Below are 25,017 nucleotides of genomic sequence, written 5' to 3' on the forward strand. Positions count from 1 at the left end.
CAATGGCAACAATCAAAGTAAAGCAAGTAAGAAGCGCTATTGGAAGAACAAAAACCCAAAAGAGAACGCTTGAAGCATTAGGATTTAAGAAACTTCACCAAGTTGTAGAACACGAAGCTACGCCTTCTATCTTAGGGATGATAGCTGCAGTTAGTCATTTACTTGAAGTTCAAAAATAATTTTAAAAAGAAATTAAAATGAATTTAAACAACATAAAACCTGCTGCAGGTTCTACTTTTAATTCAAAAAGAATTGGTAGAGGACAAGGTAGTGGAAAAGGAGGTACTTCTACAAAAGGTCACAAAGGTCAAAAAGCTAGAGCTGGTTATTCTCAGAAGATCGGTTTCGAAGGTGGTCAGATGCCTTTACAAAGAAGATTACCTAAGTTCGGTTTCAAAAATGTAAACAGAAAAGAATTTAGAGCAATTAACCTGGATTCTATCCAGACTTTAATAGAAAATAAATCTATAACAGGAGATATTACTAAAGAAGTTCTAATCGAAAACGGTTTAGCTACTAAAAACGAAATTGTGAAGATTATGGGTAGAGGTGAATTGAAATCTGCGGTTTCAATCTCTGCTGACAAATTCACTAAATCTGCTGAAGAGCTTATTGCTAAAGCAGGTGGAAAAGCAATTACATTATAATAGTAACTAATGAAAGAATTTATACAAACCCTCAAAAATATTTGGAGCCTTAAAGAATTAAGAGATAAAATTATCTTCACTTTAGGTATTATCCTTGTGTATAGATTCGCATCTTATATCTCTCTACCTGCAATTAATCTTGCACAAGTAGGAGATCTCTTAGAGCATTATAAAAGTCAAGGCGGTAACAAGCAAGGAGCAGGTCTCCTTGGCTTGCTTTCGTCGTTTACAGGGGGGGCTTTCAGCCACGCTTCTGTTATGGCACTTGGTATAATGCCTTATATTTCAGCTTCTATTATTGTTCAGTTGATGGGGATGGCAATTCCTTATCTTCAGAAACTTCAGAAAGATGGAGAGTCAGGTAGAAATACATTGAATCAAATAACTAGATGGTTAACTATCGGAGTTTGTTTAGTACAGGCACCTTCTTATTTAACTTCTATTACTCAATTATTTTTGCCGTATGCTCAGTTCCAGTCTGCATATTATGTAGAGCCAAATTCTATCATGTTCTGGTTACCAAGTATTGTTATTTTGGTTGCCGGTTCAGTATTTGCAATGTGGCTAGGTGAGAAAATTACTGACAAGGGAATCGGAAATGGTATTTCTATCCTTATTATGGTTGGTATCTTATCTAGATTACCTGAAGCATTTGTACAGGAAATGGCCGTGCAGAACGGAAAAGGAGGGATGGGGTCTATTATGATCCTTATTGAGGTAATATTCTGGATGTTGGTTGTTCTCTTAGCAGTAGTACTATCTGTTGCTGTGAGAAAAATTCCAATTCAATATGTAAGCAGAGCGCAAGCAAGAGGAGGTGTAAATAAAAATCTTATGCAAGGAGCAAGACAGTGGATCCCATTGAAAGTTAATGCGGCTGGAGTTATGCCAATCATCTTTGCTCAGGCATTGATGTTCGTACCAGGTTTATTAACCAAATTTGACGAATCCAATACTTTTCTTGCAGGTTTCAAGAATGTTTTTAGCTGGCAATACAATGTATTGTTTGCATTGCTAATTATAATCTTTTCATTTTTCTATACTGCGATTACAATTCCGGTTAACCAAATGGCTGATGATTTAAAGAGAAACGGAGGTTTAGTACCGAAAGTAAGACCAGGAAAAGAGACGGCTGATTATTTAGATGATATTTTATCAAAAATTACCTTGCCAGGTGCAATATTTTTATCTATCTTTGCAATCCTTCCGGCAATTGTACACGGAAGCTTAGTTCAGACAGATGCGTTCGCCCTATTTTTCGGGGGAACATCACTATTGATTATGGTTGGAGTTATTTTAGATACTGTTCAACAGATTAATACATATCTGCTGAACCATCATTATGATGGCTTAATGCAGTCTAAATTATCAAGAACGACTGGATATTAATTTATGGCAAAACAAAAACATATTGAACAAGACGGCGTGATAACGGAAGCACTTTCGAACGCCCAGTTCCGTGTAGAGCTAGAAAATGGGCATATACTTATCGCTCATATTTCTGGTAAAATGAGAATGCATTATATTAAACTTTTACCTGGTGATAAGGTAAAACTAGAAATGTCTCCCTATGATTTGACAAAAGGGAGAATTACTTTTAGATATTAAACAAACGCCAAATGGAGTCTTCGGGTTTCCATTTGGCTATTGTTAAAAAATAAATACTATCAAATGAAAGTTAGAGCATCAATAAAAAAAAGAAGCGCTGATTGCAAGATTGTACGCAGAAAAGGTGTGCTTTTCGTAATCAACAAGAAGAACCCAAAATTTAAACAAAGACAAGGCTAATATTAAATTATGGCGAGAATTGCAGGTATTGATTTACCAAAAAACAAAAGAGGCGTTATCGGTTTAACTTATATTTATGGGGTTGGTAGAAGTACATCTTCTGAAATCCTTAAAAATGCCGGTATCAGCGAAGACAAGAAAGTCAACGAATGGAATGACGATGAATTGGCTGCAATTAGAACTTACATCTCTGAAAACGTTAAAGTAGAAGGAGAATTGCGTTCTGAAGTGCAATTGAACATCAAGAGATTGATGGACATAGGATGCCAACGAGGAATACGTCACAGACTAGGACTACCTTTAAGAGGCCAGAGAACGAAAAACAACTCTAGAACCCGTAAAGGAAAGAGAAAAACTGTTGCTAACAAGAAAAAGGCAAGTAAATAATCGTTAGGAATTATGGCAAAACAAACTAAAGTAGTTAAAAAAAGAAAAGTAAAAGTTGAAGCTATTGGTGAAGCGCATATTCAAGCTTCTTTCAATAACATCATCATTTCTTTAACAAATAAAAGCGGAGAAGTTATCTCTTGGGCGTCTGCCGGTAAAATGGGTTTCAGAGGTTCTAAAAAGAATACTCCATTTGCTGCTCAAATGGCAGCTGAAAATTGCTCTAATGTTGCTCACGAAGCTGGGTTAAGAAGAGTTAAGGTGTTTGTGAAAGGTCCAGGTGCAGGTAGAGAATCTGCTATCAGAACTATTCACAATTCAGGAATTGAAGTTAGCGAAATCATTGATGTGACTCCTATGCCACACAATGGATGTAGACCACCAAAAAGAAGAAGAGTTTAATTTTTAGAATTTACCCATTATGGCAAGATATATTGGACCTAAAACTAAGATTGCTAGAAAGTTTGGTGCTGCAATCTACGGAGATGATAAAAACTTCGAAAAGAGAAAAAACCAACCGCCAGGACAACATGGTCCTAACAAAAGAAGAGGTGCTAAAAAATCAGAATATGCAGTTCAGTTAGCTGAAAAGCAAAAAGCTAAATATACTTATGGTATTTTAGAAAAGCAATTTGCAAACTTATTCGATAAAGCACACAGAAGTAAAGGTGTAACAGGTGAAGTTTTATTACAGCTTTGCGAATCAAGATTGGATAACGTTGTATATAGATTAGGTTTTGCTAAAACAAGATCTGGTGCAAGACAGTTAACTTCTCACAGACACATCACTGTGAATGGTGAGATTCTTAACATTCCGTCTTATTTAGTGAAAGCTGGTGATGTAATCGCTGTAAGAGAAAAATCTAAATCTCTAGAGGTTGTTGCTGATGCTTTGGCATCAAAAGCAAACTATGAGTGGTTACAATTCAACGATGAGAAAAAAGAAGGTACTTTCGTATCTGCTCCTGAGAGAATCCAAATTCCGGAAGACATCAAGGAACAGCTTATCGTCGAACTTTACTCTAAATAATTTTTTAATCAAATTTTTGCTCAACCCAATAATATGGCAATTTTACAATTCATAAAACCCGATAAAGTAATTTTACTTAACTCTGATGAATTTAAAGGTCAATTTGAATTCAGACCTTTAGAACCAGGTTTCGGGCTTACAATAGGTAATGCTTTGAGAAGAGTGTTGCTTTCTTCTCTGGAAGGATATGCTATTTCATCTATCAAAATAGAAGGTGTAGAGCACGAATTTTCAACTATTCCAGGAGTAATCGAAGACGTTACTGAAATTATTCTTAACCTTAAGCAGGTTAGATTAAAATCTACAGCAGAAAACCAGTCTAATGAGCAGGTTATCGCTAAGGTTTCAGGTCAAACGATTATTACTGCTGGAGATTTAGGTAAATCAATCAACGGATTTGAGATCTTGAATCCAGAGTTGGTTATTTGTAACCTAAACAGTGATGTAACTTTCGAAATTACTTTCAATGTAGAAAAGGGTAGAGGGTATGTTCCTTCTGAACAAAATAAGTCGAACAATGCACCAGTAGGTACTATTGCAATCGATTCTATTTTTACGCCAATTAAGAAAGTACAATACAGCATTGAAAATTATCGTGTAGAGCAAAAGACAGACTACGAAAAACTTGTATTAGATATAGAAACTGATGGTTCCATCAGTCCTCAAAATGCTTTAACAGAAGCTTCGAAGATATTAATTTATCACTTCATGTTGTTCTCTGATGAGAGAATCACTCTTGAAACTGAAGCTGTAAAAGCATCTATCCAATATGACGAAGAAACTCTTCATACAAGACAACTTCTTAAATCTAAATTAGCAGATATGGATCTTTCAGTGAGAGCTCTAAACTGTTTGAAGGCGGCAGAAGTAGAAACGTTAGGAGAATTAGTTTCTTACAGTAAGTCTGATTTGATGAAATTCAGAAATTTTGGTAAAAAATCTTTGACAGAACTAGAAGAATTAGTGCATTCAAAAGGTCTTAACTTCGGTTTCGACGTTGCAAAATATAAGTTAGACGCTGATAAATAATTAATAATGAGACACGGTAAAAAATTCAATCACTTAGGAAGAACAGCTTCTCATAGAAGTGCTTTACTTTCTAATATGGCTTGTTCTCTAATTGAGCATAAAAGAATCAACACTACTGTAGCTAAAGCGAAAGCTTTAAGAGTATATGTTGAGCCCCTATTAACAAAAGCAAAAGAAGATACTACACATAACAGAAGAATTGTTTTTTCATATCTTCAAAGTAAAGAAGCAGTAACTGAATTATTCAGAACAGTAGCTCCAAAAATCGCTGAGAGAAATGGCGGTTATACAAGAATCATCAAAACTGGTTTCAGACAAGGTGATGCTGCTGATATGGCTCTTATCGAGTTAGTAGATTTCAATGAGCTTTACAATCCTAATGCTGAAGAGAAAAAAGCTACAAGAAGAAGTAGAAGAGCTACAACTGCTAAAAAAGTAGAAGCTGTAGTTGCTGATGCTCCTGTAGTAGAAGAAAAAGTGGAAGCTCCTACAGCTGAAGCTGCAGACTCTACTGAAGAGAAAACTGAAGAATAATATTCATTCAGATATATATAAAAAACCGTTCAATTACTGAACGGTTTTTTTTGTTTTTATAATCTGGATTTTAAGATACAGTATCATTACGAAGTCATATTAGATCTTCGTTCTTTTCAATTCAATCACATTATTACCCTGTTCAAGGTGTAAACTATCACCCTTCACTCTTGCGGTCATATCATCTTTTTTATAAATGGTTTCCCCGTCTTTGCTTTCTGTTTTAGGAAGAGTAAAGGTTTTCTTATTACTTGTTATAGCAACAGTAGTTTCTTTCGGATCATTCTTAAAAACAACTTTTACCAAAGATCCGTCGGTTGCTTTATAAACATAATCTGTTTTTTCAATTCTTTTGCCATTCACATCAACAATTGATGTGTTTTCGGAGGCTGAGTCAATTTTCCCATTGGCATCTGTAATTATGGAAGCAGAGCTATCAATTTTGAGAACGTTTTTATTTCCACTCTCAGCTTTTTTACAACTTACAAATGATAATGCAGCAAGTAAAGCTGTTATTAGAAGTTCTTTTTTCATGTATATTATTTTTAATATGTTCAATTTAATTAATTCTTAATGATAAGAGAAATTTGATTAAATTTAGTAAAAACAAAAAACAAACCAATAACCACGAACTCAAATTTAAAATTACACAAAAGTGTAATTGATTCTACTTTGTTTTCTGTTGAAATTTGTATTAAACAAAAATAACGGACATGAGCATTTCCATAGCTATAGTAGAAGATGAAAAAAACTACAACAATGCGTTGAAGAAAGTCATCAATTACCAGACTGACATGAAAGTGATCGCTCAGTTTTATGATGGAAATGATGCACTAAACAATCTCTCTAAAATTTCTCCCAACGTTGTCATGATGGATATTCAGCTTCAGGATATGCTTGGAATTGAAATCATAGAAAAATTACGTAAGGATATGCCGGATACTCAGTTTATTATGTGTACGAGTTTTGAAGATGACGAAAAGATCTTCAATTCCCTAAAAGCTGGTGCAATGGGCTATCTTATAAAAGGAGAAAGCATGGATAAGATTCTTACTTCTATCCGTGATGTATATAACGGTGGTGCTCCCATGAGCTTTTCTATAGCAAGAAGGGTCTTGAATCATTTTGAAAAGAAGATCACAGATGTAAAAGGATATGATGAACTGACCAATCGTGAGAAGGAAATTCTTGAACTCCTTTCGCGAGGACTGTTATACAAAGAAATTGCAGATCAGAAATGCATTAGCATGGATACCGTAAAAAAGCATGTCGGAAATATCTATAGAAAATTGCATGTAAGCAATAAAGTAGAAGCGATCAATAAATTTAACCATTTTAAAAACTAAGAAACCATGAGAACGTTAGAAACAAAAAGAGAGATTATTAAATTAATATTTGATAATCTGAATAATCTCACTAAAGAAGACTTAATATCAATTTCAGATCTATGTTCATCTATCTCAAACATTGATTCAATTGGTAAGAAAAGAGATTTGGATATCTTAAATTTGGTGAATTTTTATAGGAATCCAAATCCTGTACCTGCACCTATAGGAGAAGGTTCAATTAGAATGTTTAACCGTCAAAGCTTTTCATATTTACAAAAAGTGTTTGTTATTCAGCCCAATATTGTAAATTTTTTGTTGGATGAAGGAAGTAATAAAATTGACATTTTTTTATTAGAAAGAGAAAAGAATCTTGATGTTGCTTATGGGAACTCGACTGATAAACAGTTCTATTATATCAATGGAGTAAACGGTGGCAACATAATGAGTGATTTTGTTAATCAAAGGAAGTTGTTTGAAGGGAATCTAAAAAATTTACTGGACATAAAGAAAAACCCTAATGGCCATACATGCCCTACCAAAATTATGATTGATAAGATAGATCTGGAAAAATTTAATCAATTTAAAGTAGGGAAAAATAATCCACAAGTGGAATTAGTGACTGGAATTAACCAAGATAGATCCAACAGTGATTTCTTTAATAGGGTAACATTAGTAATGAATTTTGTAAGTGAGATAGATGGTACACTTATTCCAGATCCAAATTATTATTTTGATACCTATCATCTTTGTCCTCCAGGCACTTGTTAACTATGATACAAGATTTTATATATTACTTTTTACTAGTGATGTGTCTTGTTGCTTCATTTTATAATGAAAAGGCAAGGCATAATTGCTTTTGGCTATACTTTCTACTGGTTTTATTTTATGAAATATTATTTTATTTTAGAGTGATTGGTGTTGAAATTTATGCAACATCGCCTATAGTATATTCATTATTTTTCATAAATGTTTATCTAAAAGAACTATATAATGAAAAACGCTTTATTAGGTACATATCAAATGCAGTACTATTAATTGTTGGAGTTGTATTATACCCTAGTAGTAAAGGATATTCTATCAATTTGGGTATAATGATGTCTTTTATATTTATACTTTGTGGTCTAATTTGGTTATTTAACCAGTTTAAAAATAATAGTCAGATCCCCATAATATCTAAACAATTCTTTTGGGTAAGTGTATCTTTATTACTCTGGGCTGTTTTTTTTCTATTTAGAGTAACTCCTATGTATTTATTTGAAAAATCAGATGACGAGTTTCTTGCTGTATTAAATAGGATATTTCAACTGGTTACGATTACATCTTATATAATCTTTTTTAAAGGACTATTGTGTAAATTATGAAAGTGTTACCAGAGGAAATAAAGCAAACTTATATTATAGCAATTATTGTTATGATGCTATTCGTTGGGTTTATCATTTTTATAGTTTTATTATACAACAGAAAACAACTACTATACATAAAGGAAAAACAGCTCAAAGAAGCTGAACACCAAAACCAGCTTCTCCAGAAAGAACTTGAGAAACAAAGATCAATAGAACAGGAACGGGAACGGATTTCACATGATATGCACGATGACCTTGGAGCAGGGATTTCGGCATTGAAGCTTCAGGCTGAATTTTTAAAACAAAAGGCAGAGGATGGGGATTTAAGAAATGACATTGATGAGATGCTAAAGACTTCTGAGGAAATGAATGTTTCGATGCGCGAAATGCTTTGGAATCTAAATTCAGGAAATGATACTGTTGGTGATTTTGTTACTTATGCAAAGATATATGCTGAAAATTTCCTAAAGAAATCATCTATGAAATTTGTAATAAAAGATGGTGATGTTATTTCCGATACGGCTGTTTCAGCTGAATTAAGGAGGAATATGTTTCTCTGCCTAAAAGAATCGTTAAATAATATTTATAAACACAGTCAGGCAAGTGAATTAGAAATTTCATTCCTACAAAGTGGCAATGAATTTAATATGAAAATTTCAGATAATGGAATTGGCATTGATAACAATAAACCTGAAGGGAATGGTCTAAGAAATATGAAGCGGAGAATGAAAGAATTAGATGGAGAATACCAAATCTCATCTTCAGAAAAAGGAACTGCTTTAATTTTTACAGTTAAGATATAATTCTATAAAAATATAATATGAGACAGCACCAATAAAATGGTGCTGTCTCATATTATAATCACCCTTTTGTGTAATTGACCAGCGTCTAATTTAGTGGGAAATTTGAAATATAATTTTAAAAACTAAAAGCCATGAAAACTAAATTTTTTTTCTTGATTTTAATCGTGGTACTAAATTCCTGCGGTATTTACAATAACAGTTTTACAAAAAATAAAGCTGTGATGGAAAATGATGTAATTTATGCGGATGATTATTATTACTCACAAGCAGTAAATGAATATGATGCCGTAAAGAATATTCTTTTTGGATTAAGTACTAAAAGTATTGATGATTCAATCTCATTGATGGGAAAAATAGTTGAAAGAGGAAAGGTTGCTGAAAATGAGCTATTGAAAAAGGGTTTTGTAAATTGTAAATTTTCTTTACCTAGAAAATTGAAAGATTTAGATGCCGGTTTTCAGTTTAAACAATATTTCTTCACAAGTAACAATAAGGCAGCTCTGAATGCTTTTGGTATTGCAAATGTTTCTGCAAGTGAAAAGTTAAGTTATCTTGTTATTGATTTCCTTCAATATAAAGATATTATGTGCTATAAGCTACCTACCATCCGTTATGCTGTAGGAATTCGAGCTGAGTTCACCATTCACGATTCAAATATTATATTTAAGGGAAATGGAGTTGGTTCTTTAGCTCAATTGGCAATGGATGTTGAAAGTAATAAAAAAAAGGTAGATATTTCAATTAAAACGATTGGTATTACGGGGCTACAATCACGGGTTCCTTTACCAGAAAATAATAATTTCGATATTTCAACATTTGCTGATTTTAAAGCAGTTCTAACATTTATTAAAACTATGAAAGATGGTGATGCTGATGGAGAAATTACATTTGCTCCACAAATAATCCCTGTATTAGATAAGTATAGAAGTAATTTAGAATCTTCGGTTTATGCAAACATTGAAAAAATTGATTTATTGAAACAAAATATTGAAAATGCAAAACTTGGGGATGAAGATGAGTGGAAAAAAGATGTCATTAAAAACTTGAAAGAAGCATCTAAGGATTTATATAATTTGGAAGTTACTCGTATACGGCAAAATAAGGAAAGGCTTGTTAATTATTCAAAATTTATACAGGATAACTCTTCCGTTAATAGTCTCATCAAACTAGATAGTGTGGCTACAAACATTTTTAAGACCCCTGCAAATGATACAAGGCCAAATGAGAAAAGTATTATAGAAGCTACAATACATCAGCTAAGTCTTAACAAACTTTCAAAAGCAAAAGAAATAGTTTCGGACTGTATTAGCGGAGATTGTGACAAAATAAAACAAAAATTAAATAAGATCACTGTAACACCTAAACAAAATGATTTACAGAAAATAAGTAAAGAGTTGGAAGATAAATATACCGATGGAGTTGAAAATAAAAATATTAAAAATGAAAAATGGATATATATCGGGACGATTAATAATAGTTCGATAGTATTAGAGTCAATAATTAATGAACTAAAAATAAATAGTATTTACGACTTGAAAATAGATTCAAAATATTCAGTAAATACAGATGCAAATATCAGAGATAATCATCCGGAAAGAAAAGACGAGGACTGGAATAAAGGAGCAATTATAGATGTTCTCAAAGAAAACAGGACATTTATAATACAGAAAATAGCAAGAATTCCAGGAGCTAACAATGAAACTTATATTTGGGCACAAATAACATATTAGATTCTAAATGACTTATTCCGGATGAACGAGAAAAATATGAATTAATCCAATAAAATAAGTGACGAAAATCAGTTACTATGTGATGCATTTTTAAATTCCCCAATTTGTAATGAAAACTTTGGGGAATTTTATGTTTTATTACCAAATATTAAAGTCTACTTTTTTCGTGACACTATTTTTTTCATTAAATTTGTAACTCAAGTATATTAATTAATAATAAACAACTGGAAGCATTTTTGCGGATAGTTTAAACAGAAAAATTATGAGTTACATTTCTTACATTGAAGCGAGACAAATTTTAGATTCGAGAGGGAATCCTACAGTTGAAGTAGATGTATTCACGGAGAGTGGTGCAATGGGACGTGCTGCGGTACCTTCCGGAGCTTCTACAGGAGAACATGAAGCGGTAGAATTACGTGATGGTGGTTCAGAATATAATGGAAAGGGTGTCCTTAAAGCTGTTGAGAATGTAAGAGAAGTAATTGCTCCTGAATTGGTGGGTCTGCCTGTTTTTGATCAAAATCTTCTGGATCAGATCATGATCGATCTTGATGGAACCAATAATAAAGGAAATCTTGGAGCAAATGCTATTCTTGGGGTTTCGTTAGCAGCAGCTAAAGCAGCGGCAACGGAATTAAGAATGCCTTTATATAAATATGTAGGTGGAGTGAATGCAAATACACTTCCTGTTCCTATGATGAATGTGATCAACGGGGGATCTCACTCAGATGCACCTATCGCATTCCAGGAATTTATGATCATGCCGGTAAAAGCAGATTCTTTCTCTCATGCATTGAGAAAAGGAACTGAAATCTTCCATAGTTTAAAATCTATTCTTCATTCAAGAGGTTTATCTACTGCAGTAGGTGATGAAGGAGGTTTTGCGCCTACTTTCAAAGGAACTGAAGATGCTCTGGACACATTGCTTCAGGCTATTGAAAAAGCTGGATATAAGCCTGGTGATGACATTATGTTAGCTTTAGACTGTGCCGCTTCAGAATTCTATAAAGATGGAATTTATGATTATAGAAAATTCCAGACTCCTGATGCAGCTCAGTTTACAAGCAGTGAGCAGGTTTCTTACTTAGCAGAATTGGCTGCTAAATATCCGATTATCTCTATTGAAGATGGTATGCAGGAAAATGACTGGGATGGTTGGAAAATGCTAACAGATAAAATAGGAGACAGAGTTCAGTTGGTTGGAGATGATTTATTCGTAACCAATGTTGAAAGATTAGCAAGAGGTGTTAAAGAAGGAATAGCAAATTCAATCCTTGTAAAAGTAAACCAGATCGGTTCTCTTTCTGAAACAATGGATGCTGTACAAATGGCTCAGCACAATAAATTCACTTCTGTAATGTCTCACAGATCAGGAGAGACAGAAGATTCTACAATTGCTGACTTAGCTGTGGCAATGAATTGCGGACAGATCAAAACTGGTTCAGCTTCAAGATCGGATAGAATGGCTAAATACAATCAGTTATTAAGAATTGAAGAAGCATTAGGTGAAACTGCTATTTTCCCAGGATTAGAAGCATTTAAAATCAAAAGATAATTGAAAATATAAATAACGGCGAACGATAATTTGTTTGCTGTTTTTTTATGGAATTTTAGTAAATTTAAAAAAAAATAAATAATGTCAGACAACAAAGTTATATTGAATTACGACGGTAATTCATATGAATATCCCATCGTGGATAGTACTATCGGAGACAGAGGGATAGATATTTCAAAATTAAGAGACCAAACTGGTCTAATAACCCTGGATTTAGGTTATAAAAATACTGGAGCTACAATTAGCGACATCACTTACTTAGACGGAGATCAAGGAGAATTGCTTTACAGAGGATATCCAATTGAACAGATTGCTGAAAAATCCAATTTTACTGAAGTAATGTACCTTTTATTACATGGTGAATTACCTAATAAAGATCAATACGGTTCTTTCGAAAATAATATTAAAAAATATAACTTCATCGCAGATGAAATGAAAAAGATCATTGATGTTTTTCCTCGTTCTGCTCATCCTATGGGAGTTTTATCTTCTTTAACTTCTGCATTAACTGCCTTTAACCCTAAAGCTGTTAACGTAAATTCTAAAGAAGAAATGGATCATGCTGCTGAATTGATGATCGCCAAATTCTCTCACCTTTGTGCCTGGACTTATAGAAAGACTCAAGGGTTATCTATTAATCATGGTGACAATAGCTTAAACTATGTAGAAAACTTCTACAAAATGGCTTTCAGATTACCAAACGAAGACTTTGAAGTAGATCCGGTAGTTGTGGGTGCTTTAGATAAATTATTAATTCTTCACGCAGATCACGAACAAAACTGTTCTACATCTACAGTAAGAATGGTAGGTTCTGCACATACAGGTCTTTTTGCTTCTATTTCTGCAGGTGTTTCTGCGCTTTGGGGACCACTTCACGGTGGAGCTAACCAGGCAGTAATTGAAATGCTTGAATTAATTGAAAAAGATGGTGGTGATGTATCTAAGTATGTTGCTAAAGCTAAAGATAAAAATGATAACTTCCGTCTAATGGGATTCGGACACAGAGTTTACAAAAACTTCGACCCAAGAGCAAAAATCATTAAGAAAGCAGCTGATGATATTCTTAATGCGTTAGGAATTCAGGATAAAGCTTTAGATATTGCAATGCAGTTAGAAAGAGTAGCTCTTGAAGATGAATACTTCATCGAAAGAAAGCTATATCCAAACGTAGATTTCTATTCAGGTATTATCTACAGAGCTTTAGGAATTCCTACAGAAATGTTTACAGTAATGTTTGCATTAGGAAGACTTCCAGGATGGATTTCTCAATGGAAAGAAATGAGATTGAAAGGAGATCCGATCGGAAGACCAAGACAGGTATATCAAGGAGCTCAACAAAGAGACTATATCGATATGGTAAACAGATAATATCTGTTTAAATAATAAATTAAATCCCAAAGCTTGCTTTGGGATTTTTTATTTTCTGACTAGATCGTTGGAATTGTACCACCATCAATTACATATTCTGTTCCTGTTAAGTAACTTGCTCTTGGAGATGCCAGGAAACCGACAAATTCTGCAATATCTTCTGGTTGCGCAGGTCTTCCAATAGAAATGCCACCTAAAGCGTCCATTACACTCTGGGTTGCTTGTTCGATTGTAGTGTTTGAACTTTCTGCTATTCGTTCCATCATTCGCGTTGCGGAAGTGGTCATAATCCATCCCGGAGAAACTGTAAGAACACGTACACCTTTTGATGAAACTTCTTTTGAAAGACCCTTACTGTAATTTATTAAGCCAGCTTTAGCAGCAGCATAAGGTAATGTAGAATCATACAAAGGTAATCTCCCCTGTATAGAGGCAATATGAATAATGACGCCGGATTTTTGTTTTATCATTTGAGGCAAAAGTCCCCTGTCTAAACGAACTGGAGCTAATAAATTAGTTTGTAAAGTAGTTTCCCAATCCTGATCTGTAAGCACCGAAAAACCACCACCCGGGGTTTCCGATCCACCAAGTGTATTCACTAAAATGTCGAGCTTATTAAAGGTTTCCAACACTTCACTTACCACTTTTTGTGTTCCTTCAGAGGTGCTTAAATCTGCAGAAATGAAATGTAGATTTTCATCTGCAAATTCAGGTTTATTTCTTGCCGTGACAATAACTGTAGCACCAGCATTCAATAGTCTTTCTGTAATTGCTTTACCCGCTCCTTTTGTACCTCCGGTGACTAAAGCGATCTTACCAGATAATTCGTTGTTGAAATTGAATTGTTGTATCATATTTTATTTTTATACAAATTTCAGACGTATGATACATTCATACAAGTAGGGAAATACGATTCATATAGGGATTAATTAATCCCCTATTGTAATTTTTATAACATTGAGTAATTTTGTTGAATGTATGAAAGAAAAATTCCTCCTAATTTAAATTGTGGACTGGATCTTATAGCTGAAGTCCTGTATGGCAAATGGAAAATCCGTTTGCTATGGTTCATCAAAGAAGGCTGTAAAAGGCCAAGTGAATTGCAACGGAAGATACCAGATGCTTCCAGAAGAGTTTTGAATGTTCATTTGAAAGAGCTCGAAGAACATGAATTAATTACCAAAAAGATTTATCCCGTAGTACCTCCTAAAGTTGAATATAGTCTTACAGATTTTGGTGAGACTTTAATACCCGTAATTTCTGCTTTAGGACAGTGGGGTGATAAGAATGAAGAACGTTTACGAGCTTCTATTTTAAGTAGATTAAATCAAAAGATAAATGAATAGTTCTTACTTAAATTAATTATATGGTCTTCATCTATCGAATTGAATTTTAATGTTATTAATATAACACGGAATATGATAATTTCATTAAATTTACGGATATAAAAAACTAATTTACAATGACTTTCGGACAACAGCTATTATTCTTCTTTAGTGCAGTGGGAGCTTTTAATGGGCTTTTACTGGGAATTTACCTGCTGTTTGTTAAAAAACTTAAATACATCCCAGATTTCTTTTTAGGATTAATTTTATTGACATTAAGCATTAGGGTCGGAATATCTGTATGTATTTATTTTTATCCTGATCTACCCAGAATTATTCCTCACCTGGGATTATCAGCACTTTTTTTTACCGGACCCGCCTTGTATTATTACATTCGGTCCTCTTTTTTACAAAAACAATTTGTTCTTAAAGACTGTCGAAAACCTTTTGGTATTTTGACAATGATTCTAGGAATCGTTGGTCTTTTGTATTTATTTTTCCCTATTACCTGGGACAGTTATTTTGGAACTTTTATTTATTCTGTCTGGACAATTTTTGTTCTTTTATCTGTATATGAATATTATATTTTGTCAGGGAAGAGTTCAAAAGAACCGCATAAATTTATCCTTCCTGTTTTATTGAGTAATGTGATTATATTTTTAACCTATCAGTTAATTTCTACAGGATGGGTTCAAATATATTGTGCAGGAGGAAGTATTGTATTTTCATTTGTTTTGTATGCAAACTTTCTGATTCTATTTAATAAAAAATATCAGTCGATTGAATTAAAAGAATCGAACAGATATTCCAATAAAAAGATATCCGATGAACGAGCAGATAACTTTGTTTCAAAACTAGAGAGACTGATGAATTCTGAAGAATTGTATAAAAACCCCAATTTGAAATTGAATGACTTAGCAATGAAAATGAATATTTCAGCGCATCAGCTCTCACAATTATTGAATGATAATCTGGAGAAAAGTTTCTCAACATACATCAATGAATACAGAATTAATGAAGCTTGTGAAATAATCGAAAATGGCTCTTATCTAAAAATTGAAGAGATAGGATATGAAGTAGGATTTAATTCTAAATCAACATTTTTCTCAACATTTAAAAAGATAAAAAATACAACACCACTTTTGTATCGACAATCTCAAACACCTTCTGTAAAAGAGCTCCAAGGTTCAAATTTATAATTCCGCACTTCGGAATTTAAACTTCAAAACTCTATTTTTATTCGGGAATTCTACTTTTGGCCCATAAAATATAAAATTTATGAGCCTCAGATTGTGGACTTTAATTATGCTGTTGTTTTTGTCATTCTTTGCCAATGCCCAGAAAGTTGTCAACGGAAAAATATTGGATTCGGAAACGAAGGAAAATCTTTATAGGGTAGAGGTCTCCCTCCTAAATAAGTTAAGTAATCAACCTGTCGATAAAAAAATAACCGATTCTTTAGGACGTTTTCAGTTTGAAAAGGTTGAAGATGACTATTATTTTATTGCACAAAAAGCGGGTTATGAAACCAAAATAGTAGATAAGGCCAGCGAGGTTTTTATCATTGAAATGATTCCCGTCAGTAATACCATTGCTGAAGTAGTCATACAGTCTCCATCCCGTAATATAAAATTGAATGATGGAAATATGGTAATGAATGTTGCCAATAATAAAGACTTTAAGACTTCGACCCATGTCCTGGAAGTATTAAGGAAAACACCAGGCGTCACCGTTAATCAGGAGGATGGTATTTTCATTGGCGGAAGAATAAGCCCGGCCATTTTTATTGATGGAAAACCTCTTGTTATGAGTGCTCAGGAAATTCAGGCTTACCTAAGGTCCTTGTCCCCTGAAATAGTTGAATCTATAGAGGTCAATACCAATCCTTCTTCTAAATACGATGCAGAATTCAAAGGTATTATTGATATCAGACTAAAAAGAAATGGAAACCTTGGTTGGAAAGGAACCTATAACGGAAGCATTTCCATTAATAAGTTTAATTATAGAGAAAACACTTTCAATACTTCATACAACACTGAAAAAGTTGCCTACCAAATACAATTTGGATATAACGAAGGGATTTCAACATATCGATATAATGCATTACAACGGCTCGCTAATACTAATGTAATGAGAACTGGTACCTATCAAAAAGATGAGGCAAGAATTCTTACGGTTCAAACAGGAATTGATTATCGGTTAAATGATAAAAACAGATTAGGATTTACTTTAAGAGGTAATTTCAGAAATAGCGATCGTATGCGAACAGGCTCATTATATACCACTAATAAAAATGAGACGCAATTGGTCTTTGATACAGGAAGTGAAAACCCTATTGATTATATTCAGGATAATTATGGGATGACGGCTGATTATACTTTCACTGGCAAAAATTTCAAACTTAATTTCCTTGGAAATTACCTTTCAGTAAGTAATAAACAAAAGGATGATTTTATCAGTAAAGATTTACCAACCTCAGAACTTTTGTCCTATTGGAAATCGGATCTACTCAATACCATAAATATCTATACTGCTCAGATTGATGTTACTCAAAAAGTAAAAAATGCCAATTTTGAAACCGGAATAAAATATAGTGATACCAATACCAACAACAATATCAGATATGATACTTTATCAGTTAATAACCAATTTACTTTTGACCCGACACGCAGCAATAAGTTCTCATATAAAGAACAGGTACTGGCAGGATATTTAGCTTACAGTCAGAAATTTGACAAGCTTCAGATCAATGCGGGAATAAGGTTTGAAAATACAAAAAGCATTTCTAATGCAGTTAGTTCAGACTCTATTGTTGCAAGAAGTTATTTAAAGTGGCTGCCTTCTTTAAGTGTAAATTACAATTTTAATAAATCGAACGAGCTATCTATTTCCTATAGCCGTAAAATTACTCGGCCGGCTTTTTCACAACTCAATCCTTTCAGGTTTTATTTCAGTCCACTGAATTACTGGATTGGGAATCCTTATTTACAACCATCATTTACCAGCCAGGTTAAAGCAACTTACCGTTATAAAAACTGGATAACAAGCTTAAGTATAGGAAAAGAAACCGATGTGATGGTTCGGTATCCACGATATGATCCTAAAACCAATGTTTTAGAATATTTAGGAACAAATTTGCCTTATCGTAATTTTGCTAATTTGGAAGTTAGTTTCCCTTTGAAAATTGCCAGATGGTGGAATATAAATACACAAATCACAGGTTTTTACAATTATGAGTTTCGACCTTATCTGGATGAAGTATTCGCATTGAAAATTTATAATTATGAGTTAAGGCTTAATCAAGTATTTTCTTTACCAAAAGGATATACAGTAAATCTTTTTGCTAATTATGAATCAAAAACAGGGAATAGCCTTTACATTATAAAACCGAGATATACGGTAGATCTTTCTGTTCAAAAATCATGGTTTGAAAATAAACTAAACACAAAGATCAGCTATAATAATATTTTTGATTCTTATGACCAGCGTGTAGAATTTAGGCATAAACAAATTATGGATAACAGATTTATCCATTGGTGGGATAGTCAGAGATTACTGATTGCGATAAGTTATAATTTCGGGAGTTCCAAATATCAAGGTAAAGAAATTCAGAGATCTGATGAAGAAAATAGGACAAGATAAAAACAAACCTGCTATAAAATTAGCAGGTTTTTGTTTTTAAATATTATGGGCATACGCAGTTTCCGCACGTCCAGATTCTGCAGCTTCCGTCGTCATTCCATTCACAGCAGTATCTTGGCTTAGTTGGGCCAGCACCTCCAATAATTGATTTTTGTTGATCTCTTCCAAGTTTTTGTGCATTTCTTAGCACTGGATTTGTCTTGTTCATGATTTTGATGTTTGATGTTAATAATAAAGTTTTAATTTTTCATGAAAATTATATCACTAATATAGGAAGTTATTTTTAAATAGCATACTCTTTTTTGAGTCGAATATAGATGATAAACAGTCGTTTATAGACTTTATTCTACGCAACTTAGTCATTAGGAGATATTGCTGATGATACCATATTTTAATATAAAACAAATTCTCGGTAGAAACTAAATCAAAAGTTTTCCAGGTAGAGACCTTTACCTATATTTGTATATTGCATAAATCTTTATGAAACTAAATATTAAAAACGAAACGGGGAGGTTAAAATCAGTTGTTCTGGGCCAACCTAATTCTTTGGGACCCGTTCCCACCCTTGAGGAAAGTTATGATGCCAAATCATATTACTCAATCGAACACAACATATATCCTAAAGAATCGGATATTATTGATGAAATGAATGCTTTTGAAGCAGTATTGAAAAAATATGATGTAGAGGTATTGCGTCCAAGCATTATCAATGACTACAATCAGGTTTTTGCAAGAGATGTAGCTTTTGTGATTGACGATAAAATGATTATTTCAAACGTAATTGCAGACAGAGCTGATGAACAGGAAGCTTATAAAAAAGTTTTTGAAAAAGTGGCTTGGAGAAAAATCATTAATCTTCCGGAAACAGCTCATATTGAAGGCGGAGATGTTATTGTTTGGGATGACTTTCTATTTATAGGCACGTGTTTCAGTGAAGATTACAGAAACTATAAGACAGCTAGAACCAACGAATACGCTATAGAAATTCTAAAAGAATATTTTCCAAAAAAAAGGATCATTGATCTAGAGCTAAAGAAAAATGATAAAATTCCTTTCGAGGGAATCCTGCATTTGGATTGTACATTTAATCCCATTGGAAAAGATAAATGTCTTATTTATAAAAATGGTTTCGTAGATGAGAGTGATTATCGTTTGATCATAGATATTTTTGGAGAAGAGAATTGCTTCCACCTTACGGATGAAGAAATGTTTGAAATGTTTCCTAATATCTTCTCTATTTCTCCTGAAATAGTAGTTTCTGATCAGACATTCACAAGAATGAATAACCATTTGAGAAACGAATGGGGAATGACTGTAGAAGAAATCCCATATCGTGAAATTTCAAAAATGGGTGGTCTTCTACGTTGCTCTACAATGCCTTTGATTAGGGAATAGTAATTAATAAGAGAGTGAGGGTAAATAATTTTTCTGATCTTTAAATCTCTCAATCTTTTAATTTTTAAATCTAAAAAACAATGCAAACAACAGATACCGTATTAATGATAGAGCCGATCGCTTTCGGCTATAATGCAGAAACTGCAGAAAACAATTATTTTCAGGTTGAACAGAAAGATTCAGATGTTCAGGCTAAAGCCCTTGGGGAATTCAATATTTTTGCTGAGAAGTTAAGAAACAAAGGAATCAATGTGATCACTATAAAAGATACATTGGATCCCCACACTCCGGATTCTATCTTCCCCAATAACTGGGTAAGCTTCCATAATGATGGAAAAGTAGTTTTATACCCTATGTTCGCTTCAAACAGAAGAGTAGAAAGAAGAGAGGATATTTTAGAAACAATAAAAAATAAAGGTTTTGAAATAACCGAAATTGATGATTGGTCACTTCCTGAAATTCAGGGACATTTTTTAGAGGGAACTGGAAGTATGATCTTCGATCATGATAATAAGATTGCATATGGATCTGTTTCTCTAAGACTTGATGAAAAATTATTCAGAGATTTTTGCGCAAAATATGGATTCGAGCCTATTGTTTTCCATTCTTTTCAAACGGTAGGTTCAGAAAGACTTCCTATCTATCATACTAATGTTATGATGTGTGTTGCAGACAAATTTGTAGTAATCTGCTTAGATTGCATCGATAGTGAACTGGAAAGAAGCAAGGTAATTGAAACGATTAAAAATTCAGGAAAGGAAATTATTGAAATTTCTGAAGAACAGATGCAGCAGTTCGCAGGAAATATGCTTCAGGTCCAAAATAAAGAGGGACAGAAATTCTTGATAATGAGTCAGACTGCTTATGAATCATTAACCATAGACCAGATCTCAGCAATTGAAAAATATTGTGAAATCATTTATTCAGATTTAAATACAATCGAAGTAAATGGGGGTGGAAGTGCCCGTTGTATGTTGGCAGAAGTTTTCCTTCCTAGGAAATAATTTATTGTATAAAAAATAATTGCTTGGATTTCCTATCCAAGTTGTAATACTTCTAATTCTGAAAATGGGTTAGAAGTTTTTTTATGAAAAATTGGAGTTTCATGATTCGGTATAAACTGCCCCATTACCTTTTAGACGGCTTTATGTGGGTAAAACCGAAAAAAGTTAGTTAAATTTGTATTTTAAGTAAAAATTATGAAGATGCAGACGTACTTATTTATGATAGCTGTTTTATTGGGAATCAGTTTGAATGCTCAGCAAAAAACATTTTGCAACCCAATTAATATAGACTATGGATATACTCCTTTTGAGTCTTTTTCAAAGCAAGGGAAGCATCGAGCTACGGCCGATCCTGTTATTGTTAATTTTAAAAATAAATTATTTCTTTTTTCCACCAATCAGGAAGGCTATTGGTATAGTGATGATATGCTTGACTGGAAGTTTGTAAAAAGGAAATTTCTTAGAGATAATAAATATACTCACGATCTTAATGCACCTGCAGTTTGGGCAATGAAAGATACCCTATACGTTTTTGGCTCTACCTGGGAACAGGATTTTCCAATTTGGAAAAGTACCAATCCGACCAAAGATGACTGGAAAATTGCAGTAGATACTTTAAAAGTTGGAGCTTGGGATCCGGCTTTTCATTATGATGAAGATAAAAATAAATTATACTTATACTGGGGTTCAAGTAATGAATGGCCTTTATTAGGAACCGAGGTAAAAGTTAAAACTTTACAGTCTGAAGGTTTTGTAAAACCAATATTAAGATTAAAACCTGAAGATCATGGTTGGGAGCGTTTTGGAGAATACAACGATAATGTGTTTCTACAGCCTTTTGTTGAAGGTGCCTGGATGACAAAACATAATAACAAATATTATATGCAGTATGGAGCTCCGGCTACCGAATTTAGTGGTTATTCTGATGGAGTATATGTCAGTAAAAATCCTCTTGAGGGTTTCGAATACCAGCAGCATAATCCATTCTCCTATAAACCTGGTGGTTTTGCAAGAGGAGCCGGACATGGAGCAACTTTTGAGGATAATTATAAAAACTGGTGGCATATTTCAACGATTTTTATTTCCACTAAAAATAATTTTGAAAGAAGGTTGGGGATCTGGCCTGCAGGTTTTGATAAAGATGATGTAATGTATTGCAATACATCATACGGAGATTATCCAACTTACCTTCCGCAATATGCTCAGGGTAAAGATTTTTCCAAAGGTCTTTTTACGGGATGGATGTTGTTGAACTATAATAAGCCGGTTCAGGTTTCTTCGACTTTAGGTGGTTATCACTCAAACTATGCCGTGGATGAAGATATAAAAACATATTGGAGTGCTAAAACAGGAAATAAAGGTGAATGGTTTCAGACTGATCTGGGTGATGTATCTACTATCAATGCTATTCAGATTAATTATGCTGATCAGGATGTAGAGTTTTTAGGAAAGACATTAGGAAAGATGCATCAGTATAAAATCTATGGTTCGAACGATGGTAAAAAATGGAATGTTATTGTAGATAAAAGTAAAAATACCAAGGATGTTCCACACGATTATGTAGAACTTGAAAAACCGGCTAAAGCAAGATTCCTAAAAATAGAAAATTTGAAAATGCCTACAGGAAAATTTGCATTAAGTGGCTTTAGAGTATTCGGAAAAGGAGAAGGCACAAAACCTGCAAAAGTCGAGAACTTTGTTCCTTTACGGGCTGATGCCAAAAAATATGGTGAAAGAAGAAGTATCTGGATGAAATGGCAACAGAATTCTGAAGCTGATGGCTATGTTATCTATTGGGGGAAATCTCCGGATAAATTGTATGGAAGCATTATGGTTTACGGCAAAAATGAATATTTTTTCACAGGGGCGGATAGAACAGATGCTTACTATTTCCAAATTGAAGCGTTTAATGCCAATGGGATTTCTGAAAGAACGGAGATTATGAAATCAGAATAAAACTAAAAATTAACGATATAACCATGGAAAAACTAAAAATTGCATCAATCTCACTATTCTTACTCGCTTTCCTGGGGTGTAAGAGTAGTGAAGTTGAAGACTATCAAACTGATCTCGATACGGCGATAAGGAAGATTCATACAGATCTTCAGAAAGAGTTGAATACAGATGTTCCGTCACTAAGTGTTTATATTGTTTCTCCAAAAGGAACTTATTTTAGTACAGTGACGGGAAATAATGGAACTCTTGTAACTAAGAAAACGAACTTTCGTTTTGCGAGTAATACCAAAAATTTTACCTCTACAGCTATTTTAAAAATGATGCAGGACGGATGGCTTCATCTTGATGATAAAATTACAGCTAATATTCCCGGAACAAATGTTCCTTATGTACCCAATACTGCAGAATGGAATTTTCCGAATAAAAATCAGATTACCATTCGTCAGATTCTACAACATAACGCAGGAATATATGATGTAACAAACGATACCTCTCAATACAATGTAAATGGGGAAACCTATGCAGATTATATGCTTGAGAATTTTCCCGATCATCAATTTACTTCTACGGAATATGTGAAACTTCTAACAGATCATAATCTTACGTATGGCTTACCCAATACAGTATATCATTATTCAAATACAGGATTTTCAATTTTAGGAGAGATAATTTCAAGAGTTTATTCTCAGAAATCAAACACTTCTAAAACGTATGGAAATTATATGTACGATCATATTGTAGGACCTTCTTCGAAGATTCCGTTAGATATTAAATTCCCCGAATTGGCACCTGATCAGCAGTTGCCGATTCCTTATGTAAAGGGCTTTATTAAATATACAGATCATAATGAAATAACCGATCAGAAAAATGCAAGTGCTCATGTTGCAGAGGGAAATGGTGTAGGGACCATGCTTACACTTTCTGATTACATAAGAAGTATGATGAAAAGTCAGAATGTTCTTAATGCATCAAGTGTAGAACAAATGAAAAAAAGTAAAGGACCGGCAACAACTTCTGATTATGCATTAGGATGTTCATATGTTCCGGGAGTGGGATATGGGCATAATGGAGCTACGGAGGGTTATCTTTCAACTATGCTTTACGATCCGGAAACAGATTTTTCCGTTGTAGTTCTTCTACCTTTTTGGGACTTGAGAAATATGGACAATTTTACCAAATGTCTTTCTACTTTGAATACTACAGCCCTTGAAGCTAAAAAAGCTCTTAAATATTAAAGAATCAGAATTAAATATTTAAATAAAAAAACGCTTTGACCTGTTCAGAGCGTTTACTTTTTGTCCACCTGTTTCAGAAACTGATCAATTTTGGTAATTAGAAAAGAGCTGTTATTTTCTTTGTCCCAATCCAAATGTCCTCCTTTAAAGCCAAAAGACTCGTGAAATATCCCGTTTTTGTCTAAAATAGAATCTAAAATTACCTTTTGTGACATTGGGATGACCTGGTCATTTTTTCCGTAATAAGAAAGCGTAGGAGCTGAGGTAGTATTGATCCATTTCACAGGACTGATAAAATTGGTCATAGATATTCCTGAAGAAAGAACTTTTGGGTTGATTAAATGCTTTTCAACAAATGCATAATCGAAATATTTTTTAAAACCAGAATCTGCCAGATCGGAAGGTCCTACAATATTAATAACAGCTTTTACTTTTTTATCTTTATCAAATTTATAGGCATAGAGCATTGATAAATGACCACCAGCACTGTTACCTAAAAGCACAAATCTTGGTTTATAGTTTAATGTTTTTTCTAAATGCTCAATAGCACTGCTGATGTCATCGGTCTGATTTGGAATGGCAAAATGGGTCGTTGATGCTAATCTGTAATTGATATTCGCAAAAATGGCTTTTGGAAATTTTTGCATCATAGATAAAGCGAAAAATGTGAGTTGAGATTTGTTTCCACTACGCCAGCCACCGCCATGTATAAAAAGAAAGACATCGGGCTTGTAATTTAAATTAGAAGGAATATACAGATCCACTTTCTGCTCAGAATCATTGCCGTAAGAAATATTTTCCTGACTTTCGAAAGAGATTTTATTACCGAGATCAATCGTTTTTTTCTTGCAACCAATACTGAACAGCAGTATTAACGACCAGCTAAAAATGATAATTAAATTTTTCATACAGGCTAAA

27 protein-coding genes are annotated in these 25,017 nt (G+C 33.5%); 23 read left to right on the forward strand and 4 right to left on the reverse strand.

The genetic code is table 11. The annotated features are described in order from the left end of the window. Positions 1-2: 2 nt before the first annotated feature. The 10 genes from rpmD (at position 3) to rplQ (ending at position 5,415) form a co-directional block, all read left to right on the forward strand. On the forward strand, positions 3-179 hold the full coding sequence (gene rpmD, locus AC3WRL_RS09765) for a 50S ribosomal protein L30 (RefSeq protein WP_007839493.1): 177 nt from the start codon (positions 3-5) through the stop codon (positions 177-179). Between the two features lie 18 nt (positions 180-197). After that, positions 198-647 carry a 50S ribosomal protein L15 gene (gene rplO / locus AC3WRL_RS09770; protein ID WP_214831141.1) on the forward strand — a complete coding sequence of 150 codons (450 nt, stop codon included), beginning with the start codon at positions 198-200 and terminating at the stop codon, positions 645-647. 9 nt (positions 648-656) lie between these two features. Then, positions 657-2,036, forward strand: a complete 1,380-nt coding sequence (gene secY, locus AC3WRL_RS09775; protein WP_089028776.1) for a preprotein translocase subunit SecY — start codon at positions 657-659, stop codon at positions 2,034-2,036. 3 nt (positions 2,037-2,039) lie between these two features. Further along, the gene (infA, locus tag AC3WRL_RS09780; RefSeq protein ID WP_034684855.1) at positions 2,040-2,255 is read left to right on the forward strand and encodes a translation initiation factor IF-1; all 216 of its coding nucleotides are present in this window, start codon (positions 2,040-2,042) and stop codon (positions 2,253-2,255) included. Between the two features lie 63 nt (positions 2,256-2,318). After that, entirely contained in the window at positions 2,319-2,435 is a 117-nt protein-coding gene (gene rpmJ, locus AC3WRL_RS09785; protein ID WP_007839480.1) for a 50S ribosomal protein L36, read from the forward strand. A gap of 9 nt (positions 2,436-2,444) precedes the next feature. Next, a complete protein-coding gene (rpsM, locus tag AC3WRL_RS09790) occupies positions 2,445-2,822 on the forward strand; it encodes a 30S ribosomal protein S13 (RefSeq protein WP_214831142.1) in 378 nt (125 codons plus the stop codon). A 12-nt stretch (positions 2,823-2,834) separates the two neighbouring features. Next, the gene (rpsK, locus tag AC3WRL_RS09795; RefSeq protein WP_089028777.1) at positions 2,835-3,224 is read left to right on the forward strand and encodes a 30S ribosomal protein S11; all 390 of its coding nucleotides are present in this window, start codon (positions 2,835-2,837) and stop codon (positions 3,222-3,224) included. Between the two features lie 19 nt (positions 3,225-3,243). Further along, on the forward strand, positions 3,244-3,852 hold the full coding sequence (gene rpsD, locus AC3WRL_RS09800) for a 30S ribosomal protein S4 (protein WP_214831143.1): 609 nt from the start codon (positions 3,244-3,246) through the stop codon (positions 3,850-3,852). A gap of 33 nt (positions 3,853-3,885) precedes the next feature. Then, entirely contained in the window at positions 3,886-4,881 is a 996-nt protein-coding gene (locus AC3WRL_RS09805) for a DNA-directed RNA polymerase subunit alpha (RefSeq protein ID WP_214831144.1), read from the forward strand. A gap of 6 nt (positions 4,882-4,887) precedes the next feature. Next, positions 4,888-5,415, forward strand: coding sequence for a 50S ribosomal protein L17 (rplQ, locus tag AC3WRL_RS09810; protein WP_214831145.1), 528 nt, complete (start codon positions 4,888-4,890; stop codon positions 5,413-5,415). Positions 5,416-5,514: 99 nt separating this feature from the next. On the opposite strand, the gene AC3WRL_RS09815 is transcribed toward rplQ, so the two are convergent. Next, complete coding sequence (locus AC3WRL_RS09815) at positions 5,515-5,949, reverse strand: hypothetical protein (RefSeq protein ID WP_492330183.1); 435 nt, start codon at positions 5,947-5,949, stop codon at positions 5,515-5,517. 179 nt (positions 5,950-6,128) lie between these two features. Between AC3WRL_RS09815 and AC3WRL_RS09820 the strand changes: the two genes are divergently transcribed. From AC3WRL_RS09820 to AC3WRL_RS09845, 6 genes are all read left to right on the forward strand, one after another. Beyond that, positions 6,129-6,761 (forward strand): response regulator transcription factor, encoded by a 633-nt coding sequence (locus tag AC3WRL_RS09820; RefSeq protein WP_214831147.1) that lies wholly within the window; start codon positions 6,129-6,131, stop codon positions 6,759-6,761. Between the two features lie 6 nt (positions 6,762-6,767). Beyond that, positions 6,768-7,511 (forward strand): hypothetical protein, encoded by a 744-nt coding sequence (locus AC3WRL_RS09825; protein ID WP_492330184.1) that lies wholly within the window; start codon positions 6,768-6,770, stop codon positions 7,509-7,511. 589 nt (positions 7,512-8,100) lie between these two features. Beyond that, positions 8,101-8,889 (forward strand): sensor histidine kinase, encoded by a 789-nt coding sequence (locus AC3WRL_RS09830; protein WP_214831149.1) that lies wholly within the window; start codon positions 8,101-8,103, stop codon positions 8,887-8,889. A gap of 131 nt (positions 8,890-9,020) precedes the next feature. Further along, positions 9,021-10,619 (forward strand): hypothetical protein, encoded by a 1,599-nt coding sequence (locus tag AC3WRL_RS09835; RefSeq protein WP_214831150.1) that lies wholly within the window; start codon positions 9,021-9,023, stop codon positions 10,617-10,619. A 262-nt stretch (positions 10,620-10,881) separates the two neighbouring features. Continuing rightward, on the forward strand, positions 10,882-12,174 hold the full coding sequence (eno, locus tag AC3WRL_RS09840) for a phosphopyruvate hydratase (protein WP_214831151.1): 1,293 nt from the start codon (positions 10,882-10,884) through the stop codon (positions 12,172-12,174). Between the two features lie 81 nt (positions 12,175-12,255). Further along, a complete protein-coding gene (locus AC3WRL_RS09845) occupies positions 12,256-13,542 on the forward strand; it encodes a citrate synthase (protein ID WP_214831152.1) in 1,287 nt (428 codons plus the stop codon). Between the two features lie 59 nt (positions 13,543-13,601). Here AC3WRL_RS09845 and AC3WRL_RS09850 read toward each other — a convergent pair whose 3' ends face one another. Next, positions 13,602-14,396: an SDR family oxidoreductase gene (locus AC3WRL_RS09850; RefSeq protein WP_492330185.1), complete on the reverse strand. Its 795-nt coding sequence runs from the start codon at positions 14,394-14,396 to the stop codon at positions 13,602-13,604. Between the two features lie 120 nt (positions 14,397-14,516). Between AC3WRL_RS09850 and AC3WRL_RS09855 the strand changes: the two genes are divergently transcribed. From AC3WRL_RS09855 to AC3WRL_RS09865, 3 genes are all read left to right on the forward strand, one after another. Further along, entirely contained in the window at positions 14,517-14,888 is a 372-nt protein-coding gene (locus AC3WRL_RS09855) for a winged helix-turn-helix transcriptional regulator (protein WP_214831154.1), read from the forward strand. Between the two features lie 116 nt (positions 14,889-15,004). Next, complete coding sequence (locus AC3WRL_RS09860) at positions 15,005-16,066, forward strand: helix-turn-helix domain-containing protein (protein ID WP_492330186.1); 1,062 nt, start codon at positions 15,005-15,007, stop codon at positions 16,064-16,066. Between the two features lie 79 nt (positions 16,067-16,145). Further along, on the forward strand, positions 16,146-18,509 hold the full coding sequence (locus AC3WRL_RS09865) for a TonB-dependent receptor domain-containing protein (RefSeq protein WP_492330187.1): 2,364 nt from the start codon (positions 16,146-16,148) through the stop codon (positions 18,507-18,509). Positions 18,510-18,552: 43 nt separating this feature from the next. Here the strand turns inward: AC3WRL_RS09865 and AC3WRL_RS09870 are convergent, their stop codons facing one another. Continuing rightward, the gene (locus tag AC3WRL_RS09870) at positions 18,553-18,717 is read right to left on the reverse strand and encodes a hypothetical protein (protein WP_214831156.1); all 165 of its coding nucleotides are present in this window, start codon (positions 18,715-18,717) and stop codon (positions 18,553-18,555) included. Between the two features lie 272 nt (positions 18,718-18,989). Between AC3WRL_RS09870 and AC3WRL_RS09875 the strand changes: the two genes are divergently transcribed. The 4 genes from AC3WRL_RS09875 (at position 18,990) to AC3WRL_RS09890 (ending at position 24,099) form a co-directional block, all read left to right on the forward strand. Continuing rightward, positions 18,990-19,904, forward strand: coding sequence for a dimethylarginine dimethylaminohydrolase family protein (locus AC3WRL_RS09875; RefSeq protein WP_214831157.1), 915 nt, complete (start codon positions 18,990-18,992; stop codon positions 19,902-19,904). Between the two features lie 80 nt (positions 19,905-19,984). Beyond that, positions 19,985-20,908 (forward strand): citrulline utilization hydrolase CtlX, encoded by a 924-nt coding sequence (gene ctlX / locus AC3WRL_RS09880; protein ID WP_492330188.1) that lies wholly within the window; start codon positions 19,985-19,987, stop codon positions 20,906-20,908. Between the two features lie 201 nt (positions 20,909-21,109). Further along, the gene (locus tag AC3WRL_RS09885) at positions 21,110-22,864 is read left to right on the forward strand and encodes a discoidin domain-containing protein (RefSeq protein WP_214831159.1); all 1,755 of its coding nucleotides are present in this window, start codon (positions 21,110-21,112) and stop codon (positions 22,862-22,864) included. A gap of 23 nt (positions 22,865-22,887) precedes the next feature. Then, complete coding sequence (locus AC3WRL_RS09890) at positions 22,888-24,099, forward strand: serine hydrolase domain-containing protein (RefSeq protein ID WP_214831160.1); 1,212 nt, start codon at positions 22,888-22,890, stop codon at positions 24,097-24,099. A gap of 53 nt (positions 24,100-24,152) precedes the next feature. Here AC3WRL_RS09890 and AC3WRL_RS09895 read toward each other — a convergent pair whose 3' ends face one another. Then, a complete protein-coding gene (locus AC3WRL_RS09895; RefSeq protein WP_492330189.1) occupies positions 24,153-25,007 on the reverse strand; it encodes an alpha/beta hydrolase fold domain-containing protein in 855 nt (284 codons plus the stop codon). Positions 25,008-25,017 lie beyond the last annotated feature (10 nt).

This window comes from Chryseobacterium sp. FW101-FHT12H09, assembly GCF_058790395.1.

Coding starts and splice junctions, on each gene's coding strand:
- rpmD (WP_007839493.1), top strand. CDS start 3: ATGGCAACAATCAAAGTAAAGCAAGTAAGAAGCGCTATTGGAAGAACA.
- rplO (WP_214831141.1), top strand. CDS start 198: ATGAATTTAAACAACATAAAACCTGCTGCAGGTTCTACTTTTAATTCA.
- secY (WP_089028776.1), top strand. CDS start 657: ATGAAAGAATTTATACAAACCCTCAAAAATATTTGGAGCCTTAAAGAA.
- infA (WP_034684855.1), top strand. CDS start 2,040: ATGGCAAAACAAAAACATATTGAACAAGACGGCGTGATAACGGAAGCA.
- rpmJ (WP_007839480.1), top strand. CDS start 2,319: ATGAAAGTTAGAGCATCAATAAAAAAAAGAAGCGCTGATTGCAAGATT.
- rpsM (WP_214831142.1), top strand. CDS start 2,445: ATGGCGAGAATTGCAGGTATTGATTTACCAAAAAACAAAAGAGGCGTT.
- rpsK (WP_089028777.1), top strand. CDS start 2,835: ATGGCAAAACAAACTAAAGTAGTTAAAAAAAGAAAAGTAAAAGTTGAA.
- rpsD (WP_214831143.1), top strand. CDS start 3,244: ATGGCAAGATATATTGGACCTAAAACTAAGATTGCTAGAAAGTTTGGT.
- AC3WRL_RS09805 (WP_214831144.1), top strand. CDS start 3,886: ATGGCAATTTTACAATTCATAAAACCCGATAAAGTAATTTTACTTAAC.
- rplQ (WP_214831145.1), top strand. CDS start 4,888: ATGAGACACGGTAAAAAATTCAATCACTTAGGAAGAACAGCTTCTCAT.
- AC3WRL_RS09815 (WP_492330183.1), bottom strand. CDS start 5,949: ATGAAAAAAGAACTTCTAATAACAGCTTTACTTGCTGCATTATCATTT.
- AC3WRL_RS09820 (WP_214831147.1), top strand. CDS start 6,129: ATGAGCATTTCCATAGCTATAGTAGAAGATGAAAAAAACTACAACAAT.
- AC3WRL_RS09825 (WP_492330184.1), top strand. CDS start 6,768: ATGAGAACGTTAGAAACAAAAAGAGAGATTATTAAATTAATATTTGAT.
- AC3WRL_RS09830 (WP_214831149.1), top strand. CDS start 8,101: ATGAAAGTGTTACCAGAGGAAATAAAGCAAACTTATATTATAGCAATT.
- AC3WRL_RS09835 (WP_214831150.1), top strand. CDS start 9,021: ATGAAAACTAAATTTTTTTTCTTGATTTTAATCGTGGTACTAAATTCC.
- eno (WP_214831151.1), top strand. CDS start 10,882: ATGAGTTACATTTCTTACATTGAAGCGAGACAAATTTTAGATTCGAGA.
- AC3WRL_RS09845 (WP_214831152.1), top strand. CDS start 12,256: ATGTCAGACAACAAAGTTATATTGAATTACGACGGTAATTCATATGAA.
- AC3WRL_RS09850 (WP_492330185.1), bottom strand. CDS start 14,396: ATGATACAACAATTCAATTTCAACAACGAATTATCTGGTAAGATCGCT.
- AC3WRL_RS09855 (WP_214831154.1), top strand. CDS start 14,517: ATGTATGAAAGAAAAATTCCTCCTAATTTAAATTGTGGACTGGATCTT.
- AC3WRL_RS09860 (WP_492330186.1), top strand. CDS start 15,005: ATGACTTTCGGACAACAGCTATTATTCTTCTTTAGTGCAGTGGGAGCT.
- AC3WRL_RS09865 (WP_492330187.1), top strand. CDS start 16,146: ATGAGCCTCAGATTGTGGACTTTAATTATGCTGTTGTTTTTGTCATTC.
- AC3WRL_RS09870 (WP_214831156.1), bottom strand. CDS start 18,717: ATGAACAAGACAAATCCAGTGCTAAGAAATGCACAAAAACTTGGAAGA.
- AC3WRL_RS09875 (WP_214831157.1), top strand. CDS start 18,990: ATGAAACTAAATATTAAAAACGAAACGGGGAGGTTAAAATCAGTTGTT.
- ctlX (WP_492330188.1), top strand. CDS start 19,985: ATGCAAACAACAGATACCGTATTAATGATAGAGCCGATCGCTTTCGGC.
- AC3WRL_RS09885 (WP_214831159.1), top strand. CDS start 21,110: ATGCAGACGTACTTATTTATGATAGCTGTTTTATTGGGAATCAGTTTG.
- AC3WRL_RS09890 (WP_214831160.1), top strand. CDS start 22,888: ATGGAAAAACTAAAAATTGCATCAATCTCACTATTCTTACTCGCTTTC.
- AC3WRL_RS09895 (WP_492330189.1), bottom strand. CDS start 25,007: ATGAAAAATTTAATTATCATTTTTAGCTGGTCGTTAATACTGCTGTTC.